This window comes from Amycolatopsis sp. NPDC021455, from assembly GCF_040640995.1.
In the GTDB taxonomy this organism is placed as follows: domain Bacteria; phylum Actinomycetota; class Actinomycetes; order Mycobacteriales; family Pseudonocardiaceae; genus Amycolatopsis.
In genome coordinates this window covers 1-17,244 of record NZ_JBFACT010000057.1, presented here as the reverse complement: position 1 = coordinate 17,244, position 17,244 = coordinate 1, and the positions used below count along the sequence as shown (strand labels likewise).

12 protein-coding genes are annotated in these 17,244 nt (G+C 71.2%); 8 read left to right on the top strand and 4 right to left on the bottom strand.

Going from position 1 to position 17,244, the window contains the following annotated elements; all coding sequences use genetic code 11:
• Positions 1–25 precede the first annotated feature (25 nt).
• Together AB0G28_RS38020 and AB0G28_RS38015 are read right to left on the bottom strand one after the other, a co-directional pair.
• On the bottom strand, positions 26–568 hold the full coding sequence (locus AB0G28_RS38020) for a YciI family protein (RefSeq protein ID WP_361100990.1): 543 nt from the start codon (positions 566–568) through the stop codon (positions 26–28).
• Positions 569–650: 82 nt separating this feature from the next.
• A complete protein-coding gene (locus tag AB0G28_RS38015; RefSeq protein WP_361100987.1) occupies positions 651–4,979 on the bottom strand; it encodes a GH92 family glycosyl hydrolase in 4,329 nt (1,442 codons plus the stop codon).
• A gap of 146 nt (positions 4,980–5,125) precedes the next feature.
• Between AB0G28_RS38015 and AB0G28_RS38010 the strand changes: the two genes are divergently transcribed.
• The 3 genes from AB0G28_RS38010 to AB0G28_RS38000 are packed head-to-tail and all read left to right on the top strand — an operon-like array spanning position 5,126 to position 7,684.
• Positions 5,126–6,754 (top strand): tannase/feruloyl esterase family alpha/beta hydrolase, encoded by a 1,629-nt coding sequence (locus AB0G28_RS38010; RefSeq protein ID WP_361100984.1) that lies wholly within the window; start codon positions 5,126–5,128, stop codon positions 6,752–6,754.
• Between the two features lie 41 nt (positions 6,755–6,795).
• A complete protein-coding gene (locus AB0G28_RS38005) occupies positions 6,796–7,440 on the top strand; it encodes a class I SAM-dependent methyltransferase (RefSeq protein ID WP_361100980.1) in 645 nt (214 codons plus the stop codon).
• A 19-nt stretch (positions 7,441–7,459) separates the two neighbouring features.
• Entirely contained in the window at positions 7,460–7,684 is a 225-nt protein-coding gene (locus AB0G28_RS38000; protein WP_361100977.1) for a hypothetical protein, read from the top strand.
• Between the two features lie 3 nt (positions 7,685–7,687).
• Here AB0G28_RS38000 and AB0G28_RS37995 read toward each other — a convergent pair whose 3' ends face one another.
• Together AB0G28_RS37995 and AB0G28_RS37990 are read right to left on the bottom strand one after the other, a co-directional pair.
• Positions 7,688–8,986, bottom strand: a complete 1,299-nt coding sequence (locus tag AB0G28_RS37995) for a M20/M25/M40 family metallo-hydrolase (protein ID WP_361100974.1) — start codon at positions 8,984–8,986, stop codon at positions 7,688–7,690.
• On the bottom strand, positions 8,979–9,806 hold the full coding sequence (locus AB0G28_RS37990; RefSeq protein WP_361100971.1) for a M55 family metallopeptidase: 828 nt from the start codon (positions 9,804–9,806) through the stop codon (positions 8,979–8,981). Before AB0G28_RS37990 ends, AB0G28_RS37995 begins: the two co-directional genes overlap by 8 nt.
• A gap of 170 nt (positions 9,807–9,976) precedes the next feature.
• Here AB0G28_RS37990 and AB0G28_RS37985 point away from each other — a divergent pair, with 170 nt between their 5' ends.
• From AB0G28_RS37985 to mptB, 5 genes are all read left to right on the top strand, one after another.
• Positions 9,977–11,812: an ABC transporter substrate-binding protein gene (locus tag AB0G28_RS37985; protein WP_361100968.1), complete on the top strand. Its 1,836-nt coding sequence runs from the start codon at positions 9,977–9,979 to the stop codon at positions 11,810–11,812.
• Between the two features lie 4 nt (positions 11,813–11,816).
• Positions 11,817–12,836 carry an ABC transporter permease gene (locus AB0G28_RS37980; protein WP_361100965.1) on the top strand — a complete coding sequence of 340 codons (1,020 nt, stop codon included), beginning with the start codon at positions 11,817–11,819 and terminating at the stop codon, positions 12,834–12,836.
• Positions 12,833–13,738 (top strand): ABC transporter permease, encoded by a 906-nt coding sequence (locus AB0G28_RS37975; RefSeq protein ID WP_361100962.1) that lies wholly within the window; start codon positions 12,833–12,835, stop codon positions 13,736–13,738. Before AB0G28_RS37980 ends, AB0G28_RS37975 begins: the two co-directional genes overlap by 4 nt.
• Positions 13,735–15,384 carry an ABC transporter ATP-binding protein gene (locus AB0G28_RS37970; RefSeq protein WP_361100959.1) on the top strand — a complete coding sequence of 550 codons (1,650 nt, stop codon included), beginning with the start codon at positions 13,735–13,737 and terminating at the stop codon, positions 15,382–15,384. Before AB0G28_RS37975 ends, AB0G28_RS37970 begins: the two co-directional genes overlap by 4 nt.
• Before the next feature lie 147 nt (positions 15,385–15,531).
• The gene (mptB, locus tag AB0G28_RS37965) at positions 15,532–17,067 is read left to right on the top strand and encodes a polyprenol phosphomannose-dependent alpha 1,6 mannosyltransferase MptB (protein ID WP_361100956.1); all 1,536 of its coding nucleotides are present in this window, start codon (positions 15,532–15,534) and stop codon (positions 17,065–17,067) included.
• Positions 17,068–17,244 lie beyond the last annotated feature (177 nt).

Genomic DNA, 17,244 nt, shown 5'->3' with positions numbered 1-17,244 from the left:
TCCGCCGAACGGCGTAGGCCGCCGGTCACGACGGGCGGCCGCCGAACCGCCAGCGGTGGACCTCGATCGCCGCGTACCGCTCCGGTGTCAGCACGGCCCGGGCCCCGGCGGCGTCCGCGGCTCGCAGCAGCACTGCGGTGCCGAGCCACGCGGCGGCGTCGTCGGACAGCAGCGGCCCGTAGGCGATCAGGTCCGCCCCGGCCGGCGGCTCGAGGTCGGCGGGGGCGCCCGAACCGAGCCCGAGCACCAGGTACCGGTCCCCGCCGGCCGGGCCACCGGGGAAGTCCCCCATCGTGCGCCCGAGGGTGTTGCGCCACCGGCGCAGCAGCACGTCCCGGTACGCCCCGGCCTGATAGCCCGGCTCGTCGAAGGCGAACGCGCGGGCCGCGGCCGGATCCGGCAGGTCGAGCACATGCACGCTACCGGTGGGGATCTCCCCGTCGAACGTCGGCCCGCGGGCGATCATCGTCGCCGCGAACCGGTCCATGTAGGCCCGGTGCTCCTCCACCAGCCGCTCCCGCAGCGCGGCCGACCCCGGACGGTCCCGGTGATAGCAGAAGTACTCCATCCCACCCCCTCGAACGCCGTGAAGGCCTCCTTACCAGCCATAAGAGCCGGTAAGGAGGCCTTCACGGACCTTTGACCAGCGGCTAGATCTTCGCGCACTGTCCGGCGGACGGGCCGCGGACGGTGTTCGGCAGGTCGTAGTCCGTCGGCGCCGGCGTGTTCAGCGCGCACGCCAGCGGACCGCCGACCGTGCTCGACGTCAGCACCGGGCCGTGGTTGCCGGTCAGCGCGACCGGGCCGCCCACCTCGGTCAGCTCGATCGACACCGTCCCGGTCGTCCCGGTCACCGACACCGGGCCACCGACCTTCGTGCGGTTCAGGACCACCTGCCCGGCACCGGCGGCCGACAGCGGGCCGTTGATCGAGCCGCCACGCACGACCAGGGACGCGCCGCCGGTCACCGTCACCGGGCCGGACACCGTCGCGTCCTGCAGGCACACCGTGCCCGACGTCACCGACAACGGGCCGTTCGAAGCGCCCGTGACCGTGCGGGTGCAGGAGGCGTCCGGCTTGCCCAGCAGCTCGAACTCGGCCAGCTGCGCCGGGGCACCGGTGCTGGTCGCGGTGACCTCGAGCTTGTAGTAGGCGTAGTGCGCCGGGTTGGCCACCTTGAACGCGCGGGTCTGCTGCCGCCAGGTGAACGCCTGGTTCTCCTGCTTGTCCGCGACCGCCCAGGTCTTGCCGTCGTAGGAGCCCTTCAGCGTCCAGCTCTTCGGGTCGCCCGCACCGGTCTGGGACGTCAGCGTGTAGTGCGTGACGGCCTCGTCGGTGTTGTTCAGCTGGTACTGCACGGCGCCGGTGACGGCGGCCTGGGTGCGCGAGGTGTTGTCGATCAGCGCCGCCGCGTTCGAGCCGTCCGAAGTGGACAGCGTGCCCTTGCCCGCGCCGGTCTCGTCATGCAGGGGCGTCGGCACCGCGTCACCCGTGGTGATCGACTTCGGCGCGTCGTCCGGGCCGGTGCCCCACGACGACGGGTTCGGGCCCATCGCGAAGTCGATCGTCCCGCCGCGCGCGATCAGGTCCTGCGGCAGCGACGTCGAGGAGTACGCCTTGCCGTTGACCTTCACGCCCTGGACGTAGACGTTCTTCGCGCTGTTCTTCGGCGCGTTGATCACCAGGTCCTTCCCGCCGGCCAGGTGGATCGTGGCCTTCTTGAACAGCGGCGACCCGATCGCGTAGTTCGGGCTGCCCATCTGCAGCGGGTAGAAGCCCAGCGCGCTGAAGATCCACCACGCCGACTGCTCGCCGTTGTCCTCGTCACCCGCGTAGCCCTGCCCGATCTCGCTGCCGGTGTAGAGCCGCGAGAGCGCCTCGCGGACCTTCTCCTGCGTCTTCGCCGGCTGACCCGCGTAGTCGTACATGTAGAGCGTGTGGTGCGAGGCCTGGTTGGAGTGACCGAGCTGGCCCATCCGCACGTCCCGCGCCTCCCGCATCTCGTGGATCACCCCGCCGTAGGAACCCGGGAAGTTCGCCGTCTCCTGGTCGGCGAAGAACGCATCCAGCTTCTTCGCCAGGCCCGCCTTGCCGCCGTAGAGGTTGGCCAGGCCCTGGCCGTCCTGCGGCACGGAGAACGCCATGCCCCAGCCGTCGGTCTCGGTGTAGTCGATGCCCCACACCCGCGGGTCGTACTCCTGCGGCGACCGGCTGAACTTGCCGGCCGCGTCCCGGCCCTGGAAGAACCCGACGCTCGGGTCGAACACGTTCACGTACTGCTGGGCCCGGTTGGTGAAGTACTCGTAGTTGGCCAGGTACTCCTGCTTGCGCGGGTCGCTCGCGGGCGCCTCGTCGTACAGCTTCTTCGACAGGTTCGCGATGCCGAAGTCGTTGACGTAGCCCTCGATCGACCAGGAGAACCCGTGCTCGGCGGTGTTCGGCGAGTAGCCGAGGAAGATGCCCTCGTCGATGCCCTTGCGGCCGACCGCGTTGTTCGGCGGGGTCACCGTCGCGTCCTTCAGCGCCGCGTCGTAGAACGACTTGACGTCGAAGTTCTTCACGCCCTTGAGGTAGGCGTCGGCGAACGCGACGTCCGCGCTGGTGCCGGTCATCAGGTCCGCGTAGCCCGGCGACGACCACCGGGAGATCCAGCCGCCGTCGCGGTACTGCTGCACGAACCCGTCGACCATCTTCCCGGCCATGTCCGGCGTGAGCAGCGAATACGCCGGCCACGTCGTCCGGTAGGTGTCCCAGAAGCCGTTGTTGACGTACAGCTGGCCGTCGACGATCTTCGACCCGGTCTGGGTCGCGGTGTCCGCGCCGGTCTTCGGCGAGACCGGGCTCGCGTACTTGTACGCGGGCTTCTGCGCCGTGCCGGTGTTCTCGAACTGCGAGTTCGGGTACAGGAACAGCCGGTACAGGCTCGAGTAGAGCGTCGTGAGCTGGTCCTTCGACGCGCCCTCGACCTCGATCACCTTCAGCTGGTCGTCCCACGCGCGCTGCGCGGCGTCGCGCACCGAGTCGAACGTCGCCGCCGGGGCGATCTCCATGGCGAGGTTCTTCTTCGCCTGGTCCACGCTGATCAGCGACGTCGCGATCCGCATGTTCACCGTCTTGTCCGCGCCCGCGTCGAAGCGCAGGTAGCCGGTGACGTTGTCGCGGCCCTGCCCGGTGAGCTTGCCGCCCGCGGTGACCGGCTTGTCGAACGTCGCGTAGACGAACATCCGGCCCGCCCCGGCGTAGTTGCCGGTGTCGGTGTAGCCCGACAGCGTGCCGGTCGCGGTGTCGAGCGCCAGCCCGCCCTTGTCGGTGGCGTTGTCGAAGATCAGGCTGGAGTCGGTGCCCGGGAAGGAGAACCGGAACATCGCCGCGTGGTCGGTCGGCGCGATCTCGGTCTTGATCCCGTTCTGGAACCGCACGCCGTAGTAGTGCGCCCGCGCGGTCTCGTCGCTGTGCTTGAACGGCAGCGCCCGCGCGTCGCGGTTCGCGTCCGGCACCCCGGCGGCCGCCGACGGCATCACCTGGAACACCTGCCGGTCGCCCATCCACGGGCTCGGCTCGTGGCTGACGCTGAACGCCTGCAGCTGCGGGAGGTTCTGCGCGTTGTTCTGGGTGCTGTAGTTGTACAGCCAGCGCGGCGAGCCACCGTTGTCGGCACCCGCGTCGGTGACCGGGGTCCAGAAGTTGAACCCGTGCGGCACCGCCGTGGCCGGGAAGTTGTTCCCGCGCGAGAACGAGCCGTTGGCCATCGTGCCCCGCGTGGTGACTACGTTGTCACTCGGGCGGAGGCTCGCCGGCGGTGTCGGCGTCGCCGAGACCTTGACGTCGTCGAGCCAGCCCTGCAACGATCCGGGGCCGTCCGGGTTGTCGTAACCGACCAGGATCCGGTCGATCGTCTTGCCCTTGGCCACCTGCCCGATCGCCGAGCGCACCAGGTTCCACTGGTTGGTGTAGAGGACCTTGCTCTTCCCCTGCCCTTCGGGCGTCAGCGGGAAGCCGTACTGGTCGGTCGCGCCGAGGTCGCGCAGGTAGGTGCCGTCGGTGAAGGCCAGGTCGATCGCGACGTTCGTGCTCGGGTACTTCAGGTCGCCGGTGATGAACTGCGGCTGCACCTCGTACGACAGCTCGGTCGAGGCCACGACCGGGATGTTGACGTCGAAGATCTTGTTGTACGACCAGCCGTGCCCGGCCGCGGTCTGGCTGCCCGAGTAGCGGAACGCCTTGAGACCGGTGAAGCCGACGCGGTTCTTGTTCGTGTAGCCGCTGGTCGGGCCGGAGTCGACGAAGCTGCGCATGTTCGGCAGCGGCGGCGGGGCCGGCTCGTCGTTGGCCAGCAGCAGCTCCGAGATCTGCATGATCGGGCCGCCGTTGTTGCGCGTGACGTTCAGCCGGAAGTACTTGTACGGCGCGGTCGGCCCGGCCAGCTTGTAGTTGTTCGTCTGGAACCGCTCGGCGAACGACTGCCCGGTCTGGGAGTCCAGGTCGGTCCAGGAGCTCGCGTCGTTCGAGCCCTGCAGCGTCCAGTCCTTCGGGTCGCGCTCGGCGAAGTCGTTGGCCGAGGAAATCGCGTAGTGCGTGATCGACGTCGGCTCCGACACCGTGATCTGCGCCCACGCCGTCGGGTCCCACGACAGCCACTTCGTGTCCGTGGTGCCGTCGACGAGGTTCGACACCACCTCGCCGCCCGAGGTGTTCTCGCTGCTCGCGCTGGTCTCGGTGACCTTGCCGCGGATGTCGCCGGGGATCGAGGTGCCGTTCGCGCCGTTCACGCCGGACGCGCGCGGCTTGCCCGCCGCGTCGGTGTCTACCGCGTCGGTCCACGTCGGCTGGACCTCACCCGCCTCGAAGGAGGACGAGAAGTCCGGGGGAAGAGCGTCTTCGGCGGCGGCCGCCGAGGCCGCGGGAAGGGCGACCAGGCCGGCGGCGACCACGGCGGCGGTCACCAGGAAAGCAACCGGCGGTCTGGCGCTTCGGGGCATCATTGCTCCAAGCTCTGGAGGGTGAACTGGGGACCGACGGACGGGGACCGGCGGCGCCCAGAGAGCGAAACGCGCGGGTGACATCGATGTCAAGACCGGTCGGCAAACCTGACCAGAACTGGACAACCGAGGGAACGGGGAACCCGATGAGACCAGTCCGGATCTTCACCGCACTGACCGCACTCCTGCTCGCCACCGCCGGATTCGCCCCGGCGACGGCCACCGCCGCGACGGATTCCGCCGTCCGGCCGATCACCTCCTGCGGCACCCTGGTCCGGGGGTTCGACCTCCCGGGCGCCGCCACGCACGTCACCTCCGCGGCCGTCGTCGCGGCCACCGGCACCGATCCCGAGTACTGCGACGTCCGGGGCTACGTCGAACGCGCCGTGCAGTTCGAACTGCGGCTGCCCACCAAGACCTACGCCGGCCGCTACCTGCAGTACGGCTGCGGCGGCTTCTGCGGCCTGGTCAACCCGCCCGAGTTCGCCGACTGCGGCCTGCCCCACGGCGGCGACGTCGCGGTCGCGGCCACCGACGACGGGCACGTCGGCAAGACCCCCGCCGTCGTCGACGACGGCAGCTGGGGCGCGAACGACCAAGCCGCCCGCGACGACTTCGAGTTCCGCGCGCCGCACGTCGTCTCGCGCGCGTCGAAGGCGATCATCCAGGCGTTCTACGGCGCCCCGCCGAAGAAGTCCTACTTCACCGGCTGCTCCGACGGCGGCCGCGAAGGCCTCCTGCTGGCCCAGCGCTACCCGGCCGACTTCGACGGCATCGTCGCCGGCGCCCCGGCGAACTACTGGAGCCCGCTGCTGGAGTTCCAGGCCTGGCTCGCCCGGGTCAACACCGCCGCCGACGGCAGCCCGATCCTCACCGCGGCGAAACTGCCCGCGCTGCACGACGCCGTCCTCGCCCGCTGCGACCGCCTCGACGGGCTCGCCGACGGCCAGCTCGACGACCCGCGCGCCTGCCACTTCGACCCGGCGACGCTGACCTGCACCGGCGCCGACACGCCGTCGTGCCTCACGCCGGCCCAGGTGGCCGCGACCCGCCGGCTCTACTCGCCGCCCACCGACGGCCACGGCACGCTGCTCTACCCCGGCGGCGAACTGCCCGGCTCGGAGCTGTCCTGGGCCGGCTGGATCATCCCGACCCCGGAGACCGGCGGCGTCGCCTTCGCCCGCAGCCTCGCCGACAACTACCTGCGCTACCTCGGCTACCCGATCGGCGCCCCGGCCTCGACCGTCGACACCTTCACCTTCACCCGCCGCGACTTCGACCGCCTGATCCCCGAAGGCGTCCGGTACAACGCGTTGAGCCTCGACCTTTCGGCCTTCCAGCGGCGCGGCGGCAAGCTCGTGCTCTGGCACGGCTGGGCCGACGAGGCCATCCCGCCGGCCGGCACCCTCGACTACTACCAGCGGCTCACCCACGGCCGTCCCCAGGACTCGGTGCGGCTGTTCATGGTCCCGTCGCTCTACCACTGCGGCGGCGGCACCACGCTCACCGAGTTCGACCCGCTTCGCGAGCTGGTCGCCTGGGTCGAACGCGGCACCGCGCCGACGGTGGTGACCGCGACCGGCCGCGACGCCACCGGCCACGTCACCCGCACCCGGCCGGTGTTCGCCTACCCGCAACGCGCGGTCTACGACGGCACCGGCAGCATCGACGACGCGGCCAACTTCCGCCCGGCACCGCCGGCCTCACCGGTCCGGGACGTCGTCGGATGGGCGGGCGAAAAGCTGTACGCCATCCCCGGCCCGGTCGCTCCGTAAACCGCTCACGCGGGTCCGGCGTCGCCGCTAAAGTCGCGACCATGACGACGCCGGACCCCGCCGACCGAGTACTCGCCCGCGCCTCCCTCGCCGAAGGCGACCCCACCGGGTGGTTCGAGCAGCTGTACACCGCCGCCGAAAAGGGCGACGCGGCACTGCCGTGGCACCGCGGCAAGCCGAACGCGGAGCTGGCCGAATGGGCCGCCGGCCACCCGGGCGAAAGCCGCCGGGCCCTGGTGGTCGGCAGCGCCCTCGGCGACGACGCCGAACTGCTCGCCGCGGCCGGCTGGGCCGTGACGGCGTTCGACGTCGCCCCGACCGCCGTCGAGGGCGCCCGCAAGCGGTTCCCGGAGTCCACAGTGGACTACGTGGTGGCGGACCTGCTGAAGCCGCCCGGGGAGTGGCACCACGCGTTCGACCTGGTCGTGGAGATCATGAACATCCAGGCGATGCCCCGCGACTTCCGCCCGGCAGCCCTGACGTCCCTGGCAGGCTTCCTCGCCCCGGGCGGCACGGCGTTCGTGTGCGAGGTCGCGGAGGAGAACTTCGACATGGCGACCTGGCAGAGCCCACCGTGGCCGTTCCGCCGCGAGGAGATCGAGTCCGTCGCCCAGGACGGCGTGCGGCTGCTCAGCCTGGACACGATTCGCGACGGCGCCCGCTACTGGGCCACGTTCACCCGGTAACGGGGGGAGAGGACACCCCATGCCCGCTGGACGACGCCGCAAGGTCGCGCGACAGCTCAAGTACCGGTCGCCGGGCATGGCGGACCTGCCGGACCCAGGCGACGACAACGAAGACGGCGCCGGCGGCGTCGGGGTACGCGAACCGCGCCGCCCGCTCCCGCCGACGCCGCTCGGTGGCGCGGGTGCGCGACCGCTGCCGGAGCCGGACCTCTCCGCGGAACTGCCCAACCCGCCGGTGCGATAGGGCTCAGCACTCCGCCAGGAACCGGGACAGCACGCGGGTGCCGAAGTGCAGGCCCTCCACCGGCACCCGCTCGTCCACCCCGTGCGCCATCGCCCGGTACGGGAAGCCCTTCGGCAGCCACAGCGGCGCGAACCCGTAGTTGTCGATCCCCAGCCGCGCGAACGCCTTCGCGTCGGTGCCCCCGCCCAGGCAGTACGGCACCACGACCGCCTCGGGATCCTCCGCTCGCAAGGCCGCCGCCATCGCGGAAAACCACGGCGAGTCCACCGGCGCCTGCACCGGCGGCTGGTGCGCCACGAACTCCCGCGTGACACCCTCCCCGAGCAGCTCGTCCACCACCGCGAACAGCTCTTCCTCGGTGCCCGGCAGCACCCGCACGTCCACCTGCGCCGACGCCGTCGACGGGATCACGTTCACCTTGTAGCCCGCGTCCAGCATCGTCGGCGTCGTGCTGTTGCGGACCGTCGGCACCACCAGCGCACCCGCCGGCCCCAGCGCCGCCACCGCCGCGTCCACACCGTCCGAAGAGGACAGATCCACCGGGACGCCCAGTGCCGCGCCCGTCCGTTCGAGGAACGCCCGCACCGCCGGCGTCAGCGACACCGGCCAGCGGTGCGACGCGATCCGGTGCAACGCACCCACCAGCCGGGTGACGGCGTTCTCGTCGTTCGGGCGCGAGCCGTGCCCGGCGCGGCCGCGGGCGGTCAGGCGCAGGTGCGCCGTCCCGCGCTCCGCCGTCCCGACCGGGTACAGGCGCACGTCCCGGCCGTCGGCCGCCGGCACGTGGTAGGTGTAGCCGCCGGATTCGCTGATCGCCGCCACACAGCCCTCGAACAGTTCCGGATGGGAAGCGACCAGCCAGTGCGCACCCCAGTCCCCGCGGTCCTCCTCGTCGGCCACGAACGCCAGCACCAGCTCACGCCGCGGCCGCACCCCGCCCGCCAGGGCGGCCAGCACCATCGCGACGAAGTCCTTCATGTCGGTCGCGCCGCGGCCCCACAGGTACCCGTCGCGCACCTCGCCCGCGAACGGCGGCACCGACCAGTCCGCCGCGTCCGCCGGGACGACGTCGAGGTGCCCCTGCACCAGCAACGCCGGCAACGACGGGTCGCTCCCCGGAACGCGCGCGATCACGCTGGCCCGCCCGGGCGCCGCCTCCAGGATCCGCGCGGGGATGCCGAGGCCGTCCAGGAACGCCGCCACGTACTCCGCGGCCGGCCGTTCGGGCTCGGCGTCCCCGCCACCGCGGTTGGTGGTGTCGAACCGGATCAGGTCCGCGCACAGCTCGACGACGTCAGCCATAGATACCCTGCACCGCCCCCGCCGCGACCGCCGTGACGACCTTGAACGCCTTCATCGCCTCGGTCATGTTCACCGCGTCGAACCCGACGCGGCGCGTCCCGATCTGCTCCACCGTCGGGATCACCGCCGTCGCCTGCGCCAGGTGGCTCGCGTCGAACTCCACCTCCATCCGGTGCGCCCCGACACGGCGCTCCTCGCGCCCGGCCCGCGCCATCGCGTCGGCCGCCGCGCCGGTCAGCAGCTCCGCCGTGCGCGACGGCGGCAGGCAGATCGCCGCGTAGCGGCTCACGCACTCCTTCACCTGGACCAGCTCTGACTCCGGAGCGTAGTCACGGGCGTCGTCGCATGTTTTGTCGTCACCCGAAACGAGCAGGACAGGCACGCCGTACTCCGCGGCGACGGCCGCGTTCAGCCGTCCCTCGCTCGCCGGGACGTCGTCCAGCCACACCCCGGTGATCTGGTTCTCCAGGTAGGTGTGCGAGAGCACCCCGTCGAACCCCGCGCCGGCGTGGTAGCCGAGGAACACCACACCGTCCACACCGGAATCGATGCCCTGCATCATCGACAGCGGCTTGTGCCGCCCGGTCAGCATCCGCGCCCGCGGGTCGAGGTCCTCCAGCAGCAGGTTCCGTTGCGACGAATGCGCTTCGTTGACCAGCACGTCACTGGCCCCGGCCTCGAACAGCCCCGCCAGCACCGCGTTGACGTCGCCGGTGAACAACCGCCGGAAGCGCTCCCACTGCGGCGAACCGGGCACGACGTCGTCGGTCCACGTGACGCCCGTGGCACCCTCCATGTCCGCCGAGATCATGATGCGCATGCCCGGCACTCTAGCCAGCCCGCGGCCGCCCCGGACGCCGAATCGCCGATCACGGTGCGTGACGAAATTCGATCGATAACGATCGGGCACCTGCCGGAGCGACAACATATTGCGCGGTTGTCCCGGTATGTGGTTACTTCTCGTCCTTGGGGAGGCTCACAGCGAGAACGATGGGGTGGTTTTTGGTGCATTTCCAACGCAGAGTCGGGCGGCTCGGCCGCGTGGGCGCGGTGCTCGCCGCCGCGGCGCTGAGCGCGATCCCGCTCGCCGCGCCCGCCCACGCCCAGCAGGGCAAAGTGCTGCGCGTCGCGCTGACCACCGGCATCGACCACCTCAACCCGTTCACCGCGGGCCTGGCGGCTTCGACGCAGGTCGGCCGGTTCATCTACGAGTTCCTCACCATCCCCTCGGCCGAGACCGCGCAGGCTTCGCCCGCGCTCGCCGAGTCGTGGACCCCGTCGGCGGACAAGCTCACCTGGACCTACAAGATCCGCTCCGGGGCCAAGTGGAGCGACGGGCAGCCGGTCACCGCCAAGGACGCCGCGTTCACGTTCAACCGGATGCTCACCGACGAGAACGCCCGCACCGCCAACGGCAGCTACGTCACCAACTTCGACACCGTCACCGCGCCCGACGACACCACGCTGGTCATCAAGACCAAGACCGTGCAGTCGGACATGAACCTGCTCGACGTCCCGATCGTCCCCGAGCACATCTGGGCGCCGATCAAGGACCTCAACTCCCCGCAGACCGACACCATCCCGGTCGTCGGCGTCAACGACGGCCCGTACCAGCTGACCGAGTACAAGCAGAACGAGTACGTCAAGTTCAAGGCCAACAAGAACTACTGGCGCGGCGCGCCGCAGGTCGACGAGCTGCAGCTGCTCGTGTTCAAGGACTCCGAAGCCGCCGTCAACGCCCTGCGCCAGGGCGAGGTCGACGTCATCAACCGGCTCACCGCCACCCAGTTCAACGCCCTCAAGGGCCAGCCGAACATCGCCACCAACGCCGCTCCCAGCCGCCGCTACGACGAGATCAACCTCAACTTCGGCGTGCAGAACAGCGACAACCAGCCGATCGGCGACGGCAACCCGGTGCTCAAGGACATCCGGCTGCGCAAGGCGATCATCCAGGCCATCGACAAGCAGGCCGTCGTCGACCGCGTGGCCAGCGGCCTCGCGCAGCCCGGCAGCGGCATCGTCCCACCGGTCTTCCGGACCTACCACTGGGAGCCCGCCGCGAACGAGCAGGTCAAGTCCGACCTCGCGGCGGCCAACACCGCCCTCGACCAGGCCGGCTACGCCAAGGGCGCCGACGGCGTCCGCGTCGCCCCCGGCGGCGCGAAGCTGGAGCTGCGGCTGACCGGGCACGCGAACCGGCCCTACGACCAGCGCCTCGCGCAGTACGTCACGGGCTGGCTCAAGGACATCGGCATCACCGTCAAGCAGGAGCTCGTCTCCGACGACGAGCTCAACGACCGCACCAACGCCGGCAAGTACGACCTCGCCATCTCCGGCTACGCCACCAACCCGGACCCGGACTCCGCGCTGCAGCTGCACGTCTGCGCGGCCCGGCCGAACGCCCAGGGCAAGGGTGCCACCACCGACACCTTCTTCTGCGACCCCGAGTTCGACCGGCTGCGCGCCCAGCAGCTGGCCGAGACCGACGACGCCAAACGCGCCGAGATCGTCAAGCAGGCCCAGGCGCGGCTGGCGAGCCAGGCCGTCAACGTCGTGCTGGACTACCCGAACGCGCTCGAGGCCTACCGCTCCGACAAGTTCTCCGGCTTCACCAAGCAGCCGCAGCCCGAAGGCGCGATCCTCGAGCAGTCCGGCTACTGGGGTGTCTACGGCGCCACCCCGGCCGGGGCGAAGGACGCCAACGCCACCGGCGGCTCCGACAGCACCGTCGTGTGGATCATCGTCGGCGCGGTCGTCGTGATCGTGCTCATCGGTGGCGGCATCATGATCAGCCGCCGCACCAAGACCTCGGAAGACCGCGAGTAGAAGCATGACTGCCCCCGAACAAGCCGCGGTGCTCGTCGACCCCGACGAGCACCGCGGCGGGACCGGCACGGCCCGGTTCGTCCTCCAGAAGGTCGTCGAGGCCGTCATCAGCATCCTGCTGGTGATCGTGCTGTTCTTCTTCCTGTTCCGGATGCTGCCCGGCGACCCCGTCACCACCATGATCCGCGACCGGCCCACCGACCCGAGGCAGATCGCGGAGCTGCGCGAACGCCTCGGCGTCGACAAGCCCGTCCTGCAGCAGTTCGGCGACTACCTCGGGAAGCTCCTGCACGGCGACTTCGGCACGTCCTACCTGGAACAGCGCCCGGTCGCCGACATGATCGCCGAACGGCTCTGGCCCACGGTCCTGCTCGTGGGCAGCGCGACCGTGCTCGCCGTCGTCCTCGGCCTGTGGCTCGGCACCCGCGCGGCCTGGCGCCGCGACAGCGCGTTCGACCGCACCCAGACCGGCCTCGCGCTGACCCTGTGGTCGGTCCCGCAGTTCTGGCTCGGCCTGATCCTGCTGGTGGCCACCAACGGCCTGTTCCCCAGCCGCGGCATGCACTCCCCGGACGCCGCGCCCGACGTCTTCTCCCAGACCCTCGACGTGCTGCACCACCTGGTGCTGCCGTGCGTGACGCTGCTGGCGGTGTTCTACGCCCAGTACATGCTGATCATGCGCTCGTCGCTGCTGGGGGAGATGAACGCCGACTACCTCACCACCGCCCGCGCCAAGGGCCTGCGCGACGACCTCGTCCGCCGCCGCCACGCCGTGCCGAACGCCCTGCTGCCCACCACCACGCTGGTGTTCATGCAGTTCGGCATGGTCGTCTCCGGCGCGGTCTCGGTCGAAGCCGTGTTCAGCTGGCCCGGCCTCGGCCAGCTGACCTACCAGTCCCTGCACGGCCCGGACCTGCCGGTGCTGCAGGGCGTCTTCGTCGTCCTCGCCGGCGCCGTCGTGCTGATGAACCTGCTCGCGGAACTGCTCTACCGCGTGCTCGACCCGAGGGTGCGGACGTCATGACCGCGATCGAGACCACCGAATCGCCCCGCGCGATCGCCTGGCGCCGCCGTCGCCGCGCCGCCGCGAAGACCTGGCACGAGTTCGCCGCCCAGAAGGGCGCGCTCACCGGGCTGATCCTGCTCGCCGTCACCGTCGTGCTGGCCCTGCTGCTGCCGCTGATCAGCGACGAAGGCGGCCTGGACGTCACCAAGGCCGACGGCGGCCCGCTCAACCCGCCCAGCGGCCGCTACTGGCTCGGCACCGACATCGACGGCCGCTCCGTGCTGCTGATGACGCTCTGGGGCACCCGGATCTCCCTGCTCGTCGGGTTCTCCGCCACCGTCCTGTCGGTGCTCATCGGCACGCTAATCGGGATCACCGCCGCCCACTTCGGCGGCTGGCCTTCGGCGATCCTGATGCGGTTCACCGACTTCTTCCTGGTGCTGCCGTCGCTGGTGCTGGCGATCGCGCTGTCGGCGGTCCTGCCGCACGGCGTGTTCACCGTCATCGTCGCCATCGGGCTCACCGCCTGGCCCAGCACCGCCCGGCTGGTCCGCGCCCAGACCCTCACCATCGAAAGCCGCCCGTACATCGAGCGAGCCCGGGCGCTGGGCGGGGGACACCTGCACGTCGTCGGCAAGCACGTCCTGCCCGGCGTCCTGCCGCTCGTGCTGGCCAACACCACCCTCGTCGTCGGCAACGCCGTCATCGCCGACGCCACCCTGGCGTTCCTCGGCGTCGGCGACCCGAACGCCGTGTCCTGGGGCGCGATGCTGGAGACCGCGCTCAACAACGGCGCCGTCACCCGCGGCGCCTGGTGGAACCTGCTCCCGCCGGGCATCGCCATCGTGCTCGTCGTGCTCTGCTTCACCCTGGTCGGCCGGGGACTGGAGACCGTGCTCAACCCGAGGTTGAAGAAGTGACCCCGCTGCTGCAGCTCAAGGACCTCACCGTCACCTACACCACGGCGGGCGGCGACGTCCCGGCCGTGCGCGGCGTCGACCTCGCCCTCGACCCCGGCGGCACCCTCGGCGTCGCCGGCGAATCCGGGTCGGGCAAGTCCACCGTCGCGATGAGCGTGCTGCGCCTGCTGCCGCGCTCGGCGAAGATCGACGGCGAAATCCTCCTCGGCGGCGAAGACGTCACCGCCATGAAGTGGGGCCGCCTGCGCGCGGTCCGCTGGGCCGAGGCGTCGGTGGTGTTCCAGGGCGCCATGCACGCGCTCAACCCGGTCCGCAAGATCGGCGAGCAGATCGCCGAACCCCTGCGGCTGCACCCGCCCGAAGGCGGCAAGGCGCTCACCGACGCCGAGGTCGACGCCCGCGTCGCCGAGCTGCTCACCCAGGTCGACCTGCCCCCGAGCCGCGCCGGCGCCTACCCCCACGAGCTGTCCGGAGGGCAGAAGCAGCGCGTCATGATCGCCATGGCCCTGGCCTGCTCACCCCGGCTCATCATCGCCGACGAGCCGACCACCGCCCTCGACGTCATCGTCCAGGCCCAGGTCCTCGCCCTGCTCTCGCGGCTGGTCGCCGAGCAGCACATCGGGCTGATCATGATCAGCCACGACCTGTCCGTACTCGCCGCCACCTGCGAACGCATCGCCGTCATGTACGACGGGAAGATCGTCGAAGAAGGCCCCAGCGCCGAAGTGATGGGCTCACCCCAGCACGAACACACCCGGGCACTCGCCGCGGCGTTCCCGACCGTCGGCGACCCGATGTCGCGCTTCGCCCCGGCCACCAGCACCCCGCTGCCCCCCGAGCCTTCGGAGAGGGCGAGCGGGGAGCCGCTGCTGGCGGCGGAGAACCTGCGGGTGTCCTTCCGTGACCGCACGGGCAAACGCATCGACGCCGTCGCCGGGGTCGACCTCACGGTGTCCCGCGACGAGATCGTCGCCCTGGTCGGCCAGTCCGGCTCCGGCAAGACGACTCTCGCCCGCACCCTGCTCGGCCTGCAGAAACCCGACTCCGGCGTCGTCCGCTACGCCGGGAAGCCCGTCCCGACCGGCGGCGCCGGCCTCAAGGCCTACCGCCGCCAGGTCCAGCTGGTCCTGCAGGACCCGACGAGTGCGCTGAACCCGGCCCACACGGTGTACGAGGCGGTCGCCGAAGGCCCGCGGATCCACGGGCTGGCCGACGAGCGGGCCGTCGTCCACCGCGCCCTGGAGGCCGCGGAACTGCGACCCGCCGAGAAGTACGCCGACCGGCTCCCGCACGAGCTCTCCGGCGGGCAACGCCAGCGCGTCGTCATCGCCGGGGCCCTGGCCCTCGAGCCGTCGGTGGTGGTGGCCGACGAGCCGGTCGCGTCCCTCGACGCGTCCGTCCGCGGCGAGATCCTCGCCCTGCTGCTGCGGCTGCGGCGGGAACTGGGCCTCGCCGGCCTGGTGATCACCCACGACCTGGGCCTGGCCTGGAACATCGCCGACCGCGTCGCCGTGATGTACCGCGGCGAGCTCGTCGAAACCGGGACGGTGGAACAGGTCCTGCTCGACCCGCACCACGAGTACACGAAGTCCCTGCTGGCCGCCCTGCCCGGCGGCACCGCCCAGCGCCGCACCGTCGGGAGCTAGCCCGGGCGCCCCCGGTGTCTTGAACGACTCGTTCAAGACACCGGAGGTCCTGAACGAGTCGTTCAAGACAGTTGCGCCGCGCCCGCCACCCGAAACCTGGCACTGCGGGAACCCCGCTCAGGTGCGGTGTGTAACCTCCGAACGGAAATGGCGACCACCACCGACCCCGCGCAGACCCCCTCGGCCGGACTGGCCGGGCGGCTCCGCGTGCCCTCGCGATTCCCGTACCGCACGATCGCGATGGGCACGGTCGGGAGCACCCTGCTCATGATCGCCGCCCTCGGCGCGGGCGGCATCCTGATCAAAGACCCCGTGCTCGGCCACGGCCCGCTGTCGTGGGTCCGCTACGGCCACGGCCGCATGCTCGCCAACGCCGTGCTCTACACCGGCTTCGGCATGATCGTCTGGGCCTGGGTCCGCCTCGGCCGCTACGTGCTCGCCGGCCGCGTCGGCAGCCGCCCGGTCCTCGTCGCCGCCGGCTGCTGGATGGCGCCGCTGCTGGTCTCGCCGCCGCTGTTCACCCGCGACGTCTTCTCCTACCTCGGCCAGGGCGCCCAGCTGCTCTACGGGCTCGACCCGTACGCCAACGGCCCCGCCGAGCTCGACGTGCTGCCGAACGTCGTGCAGAACGTCCACCCGCTCTGGCAGACCACGCCGGCCCCGTACGGGCCGCTGTTCCTGCTGATCTCCAAGGGCGTCGTCGCCACCAGCGGCGACAACATGATCCTCGGCGTCATCCTCATGCGCGTCGTGCTGCTGGTCGGGCTCGCCGGGACGCTGTGGGCACTGCCGCGGCTGGTCAAGCACCTCGGCGGCAAGCTCCCGGTCGCGCTGTGGCTCGCGGTGGCCAGCCCGATGATGGTCATCCACCTCTTCGGCGGCCCGCACAACGACCTGATGATGCTCGCGTTCCTCACCATCGGCGTCCTCGCCGCCCTGGAACGTAAGCACGTCGTCGCGGTCGTCCTGGTCACCATCGGCATGCTGATCAAGCCGACCGCGGCGATCGCGCTGCCGTTCCTGGTGTGGATCTGGGCCAACCACCTCGAAGGCGAGTCGAAGGTCCGCAACTTCCTGCGCGCGGGCGCGGCCTCGGTCGGGCTGTTCCTCCCGGTGTTCGTCGCGGGCACGTGGATCTCGCTCGGCTCCCTCAACCTCGGCTGGTGGTCGGGGCTCAAGGCCCCGCAGCTCATCGCGAACTGGCTCAACATCCCCACCGGCATCGGCGAGGTGTTCTACAACCTCGTCCACCTGATCGTCGACGTCCAGGTGTCCCCGTTCGTCACGGTCGCCCGCGCGGCGGGCATGCTGGTCCTGATCGGCTTCGGCATCCGCCAGTGGTGGCTCGGCCGCGGCGGCGGCACGGAGGCGGTCTACCGGGCCGGCATCTCCCTGCTCGCGGTCGCGATCCTCATGCCGCCGACCCTGCCGTGGTACCTGACCTGGGGTTTCGTCCTGCTGTCGGCCTTCAAGTGGCAGCCCCGCCACCTGGCGCTGGTGGTGGCGGTATCGGTGTTCGTGACGCTGGTGTACTACCCGACCGGCGAGCAGGCCCTCTACGACTGGTGGTTCATCGCCCTGGTCGTGGTGGCCAGCCTCTACTCGGCGGCGTCCCTGCTGCGCCCCGACCCCCTCGGCCTCATCGACGCCTGGCGCCGCCCGGAGAAGTTCCTCCGCGACTAGTGCCGCGCGTCCGAGGTCGTACAGCGGCCCCAGCTCAAACGCCCCAATGTGGCGGGGGGGGGGGGGGGGCGCCCCCCCCCCCCCCCCGCGGGGGGGCCCCCCCCCCCCCCCCCCCCGCCGCCCCCCCCCCCCCCCCCCCCGAGGCAGGAGAAGGCCGCGAGGAGAGGGGGGGTTAGG

Excerpts from the sequence above, each read along its gene's own strand:
- AB0G28_RS38020 (WP_361100990.1), bottom strand. The coding sequence starts at position 568 with ATGGAGTACTTCTGCTATCACCGGGACCGTCCGGGGTCGGCCGCGCTG.
- AB0G28_RS38015 (WP_361100987.1), bottom strand. The coding sequence starts at position 4,979 with ATGCCCCGAAGCGCCAGACCGCCGGTTGCTTTCCTGGTGACCGCCGCC.
- AB0G28_RS38010 (WP_361100984.1), top strand. The coding sequence starts at position 5,126 with ATGAGACCAGTCCGGATCTTCACCGCACTGACCGCACTCCTGCTCGCC.
- AB0G28_RS38005 (WP_361100980.1), top strand. The coding sequence starts at position 6,796 with ATGACGACGCCGGACCCCGCCGACCGAGTACTCGCCCGCGCCTCCCTC.
- AB0G28_RS38000 (WP_361100977.1), top strand. The coding sequence starts at position 7,460 with ATGCCCGCTGGACGACGCCGCAAGGTCGCGCGACAGCTCAAGTACCGG.
- AB0G28_RS37995 (WP_361100974.1), bottom strand. The coding sequence starts at position 8,986 with ATGGCTGACGTCGTCGAGCTGTGCGCGGACCTGATCCGGTTCGACACC.
- AB0G28_RS37990 (WP_361100971.1), bottom strand. The coding sequence starts at position 9,806 with ATGCGCATCATGATCTCGGCGGACATGGAGGGTGCCACGGGCGTCACG.
- AB0G28_RS37985 (WP_361100968.1), top strand. The coding sequence starts at position 9,977 with ATGGGGTGGTTTTTGGTGCATTTCCAACGCAGAGTCGGGCGGCTCGGC.
- AB0G28_RS37980 (WP_361100965.1), top strand. The coding sequence starts at position 11,817 with ATGACTGCCCCCGAACAAGCCGCGGTGCTCGTCGACCCCGACGAGCAC.
- AB0G28_RS37975 (WP_361100962.1), top strand. The coding sequence starts at position 12,833 with ATGACCGCGATCGAGACCACCGAATCGCCCCGCGCGATCGCCTGGCGC.
- mptB (WP_361100956.1), top strand. The coding sequence starts at position 15,532 with ATGGCGACCACCACCGACCCCGCGCAGACCCCCTCGGCCGGACTGGCC.